General features: G+C 41.8%; 2 protein-coding genes. Both read left to right on the forward strand.

Features of this window, described 5'->3' with window-relative positions; translation table 11 throughout:
* Window positions 1-2,314 (forward strand): CHAT domain-containing tetratricopeptide repeat protein (locus AB1488_08990; GenBank protein MEW6410224.1); only part of this gene is annotated, 2,314 nt, incomplete at its 5' end.
* Window positions 2,311-3,535 (forward strand): CHASE2 domain-containing protein (locus AB1488_08995; GenBank protein MEW6410225.1); only part of this gene is annotated, 1,225 nt, incomplete at its 3' end. The genes AB1488_08990 and AB1488_08995, both read left to right, overlap by 4 nt.

The following is a 3,535-nucleotide window of genomic DNA, read 5'->3' on the forward strand; positions in this document are numbered from 1 at the left end:
GTCCGTTCTGCTGTTTTCGGCTACAACCACCCCTGCTTATCCAGAAGAAGTCTATGAAATAATCCAAAAAGGAACGGCTAAAGAATCCCTTCAGCGGTTTGAAGAGAAAGCAAGGAATCTTGAGTCAAAGGGCAAACTTAAAAAGGCATCTGAAGCATACCTAAAGGCATCAAATCTCGCACGGGCATCTGGCAATTATCAAAAAGGAATACTCTTTGGCACAAAGGCTACAGAAATAGGAGAAAAGATAAATAATCCCGAAATACAGGCAAGGGCATCTATCTTTACCGCATTGTCATACATTAAGGTGGCAGATCATGAAAGGGCAAGGCTACTCCTTGAAAAAGGGGCAGTTCTCGCATCCCAGCTTGATATGAAAGGGTTAGAAGCAAAGGCTTATGAGCATATGGGAAATATATATAGAAAACTTTCCAATCCACAAAAGGCCCTTGAATACCATAAGAAAGCATACAGTGTTTATGAAAGGCTGGTGGCTGCAGTGGAAGAACCAGAGGTATCTCCAACAACGAAAAAGGGGAGAAAGAGAGCTGAACGCAGATTCAGCGATCCGAGATTTGTAAGGAATTTTATAGATGTTGCAATAGCAATAGGGAATACTTACAAAAATCTGGATGATTACGCATCTGCCCTTGACTATTTTGATAAGGCACTATTCTATGCTCAAGGTATTAAAGACAAGGAACTCAAGGCATATATGAGTATCGGCGATATTTATTTTAGGAAAGGTAATTACCATAAGGCACTGGAATACCACAAAAAATCCTGCGAACTCTCAGACAGCATTAATATTCCATGGCTGACGATATCTACCTATTCAAAGGCAGCGACGGATTACCGTATGCTCGGAAAACTCGAAAACGCTATTGACCATTACAAGAAGGCTATAGACGCCATAGAAGACACCCGCACGATGCTCCAGTCTGAGGAGATGCGGAGCTCCTTTTTTGAACAGACAACGAAGACATATGATGGCATGATCTCAACGCTAATGGCACTCGGGAAAACAGAAGATGCATTTAATTTCAGCGAGAGGGTAAGGGCAAGGACATTTCTCGATATCCTCGGAAACAAGATAGACCTCTCAAGAGGAAAGGCAACATCACTTGCAGAAGAGGAGATAGAACTGAGGAGAAAGATCAATGCTCTCCAGTTAAAACTTGAGGAAACAGATGACATTGAGATAAAGAATGAACTTGATGAGACAAAGAGACAATACAACAGGTTTCTCGAAAGGCTCCGCAAGGAAGACCTTGAACACGCCTCTCTTGTGTCAGTGGAACCATTCACTATAAAGGATGTCCAGTCTCTGCTCGAACCAGAAAAGACCCTGATTGAGTTTCATGTATTGAAGGGTATGACCATACGCTGGACAATAAAGAAAAACAGCATGCAGTCAGTTACTATAAAACATAGCAGGAAAGATATTCTTGAGAAGGTAAACTCACTCAGGGAATCTATCTCAGACATATCCTCTGAAGACAGATTTAAGGCGGTTTCGCGAGAACTGTATTCAATCCTTATTAAAGATGCAGGGATAAAGAAAGGAGACGAACTTATCATAGTACCACATGACCTCCTTCACTATCTTCCATTCCATGCCTTTGTTACTCCAGAAGGGAGATACCTTATAGAAGACCATATAATATCCTATCTTTCGAGTGCAAGCCTGATACGGTTCACCGCAGAAAAAAGAAAAAAGATAGGAGAAAATGTTCTTGCATTTGGCAATCCTGACCTTGGAAACCCAGTTTATAATCTCAGATATGCAGAGAGGGAAGCAAAGGAGATAGCACGGATATATCCGAAATCCGAGATATACCTCAGAAAGGATGCAACTGAATCAAGGGCAAAGGAAAGGCCAAACAGATACAGCATCCTGCACTTCGCAAGTCATGGTGAGTTCAGTGAACAGAATCCAATGGAGTCATCGCTCAGGCTTGCAAGAGATGAGAGAGAAGATGGAAACCTGTCAACAGAAGAGATATTCAGATTAAATATAAACGCATCCCTCGTGGTTCTGAGTGCATGCGAAACAGCCATTGGAAGGATCAGCAGTGGAGATGAAATTATTGGACTTACAAGGGCGTTTATATATGCGGGCACTCCATCAATAATAACCACCCTCTGGAAGGTTAATGATAAGACTACCTTTATGCTAATGCGTGATTTTTACCAGAATCTAAAAACAATGAGAAAGGCAGAGGCACTAAGGACTGCTCAGAACAATCTGATGAAAAACTACCACCACCCATTCTTCTGGGGTGCATTTGTCCTTACCGGTGACGCTGAGTGAAAGAAGATAAAAAAAGAAAGGTCCTAAGGGTTTTTGCTATTGGCATCCTCACCAGTATTATTGTCACACTCGCATCATATCTTGGCTATCTCGATTTCATACAGAGACGGGCGCTGGACCTCATGGTCTGGTGGAAAGAGGAAGAAAAACCATCTCAGATGGTCATAGTAACCATAGATGAGGAGGCATTCCAGTATCTCGGTGAAAGACAGCCTCTGCCAAGAAAATACCTTGCATCGTTGATTAACCTCATTAACAAATGCGGGGCAAGGGTTATAGGGCTTGATGTCGAACTTAAGGTCAGAACAGATAAAGATGCCGATACCTCTATCACAGAAGCCATCACAGACAGGACAGTACTAACATACGCAGTCATACCATCGTCAACAGAGGGACTCTATATTCCTACACCGTTGTTTATCAAAGACCCTAATATCATAAAAGGCTTTGCGAACACATACATAGACAGCGATGGTCTTATCAGGAGGACTCCATTAGTGTTAAAAGATGAAGGTGGCAATATTATGCATTCATTTGCACTCGCCATCTTTAAGCGTTTTACACAAAACAATGCTAACAAACGAGTATCCATTGATATGCATCCTGAGAAGGCTCTGAGGATAAATTACGCAGGGCATTCGGGAAGTTTCCCTATATATCCGAGTCTACCTCTCTTTCAGATGGAAGAAAGGAACATTAAACCTCCGTCTGATAATCCTTTCAAGGACAAAATCGTTTTGATTGGTGCAACATTCAAGGCGAGCAGAGACTTCTTTTTAACACCAAAGGGCTTAATGAGCGGGGTAGAGGTGCAGGCAAATATTGTGCATACGTTGCTTACAAAAGGTGAGGTAAGGGCTGTAAGCTGGATTATTGGATTACTGATACAGGTATCGCTCAGCATGATTGTGGGAATCCTCTTTATAACCTTTAGACCATTAAAGGCAGTTATAATAAGTCTCTCGGGCATATTCCTTTTCTTTGTCCCTCTCAGCTATCTGGCATATTCAAAGGGAAACTACTGGGTGGATTTTGTTCTACCTGTAGTTGCGGTCGCTATCACAAGTATTGCATATGACTATCTCGAAAGAAAAAAGATAAGAGAATCATTTAGCCAGTATGTGAGCAGTGAAGTCGTCGAAAAGATATACAGAGATGAATCAGCCCTTAAAGGACAGCGAAGGACTGTTACGGTTCTTTTCTCTGATATAAGAGGATTTA

It is taken from the genome of Nitrospirota bacterium, from assembly GCA_040756155.1.
In the GTDB taxonomy this organism is placed as follows: domain Bacteria; phylum Nitrospirota; class Thermodesulfovibrionia; order JACRGW01; family JBFLZU01; genus JBFLZU01.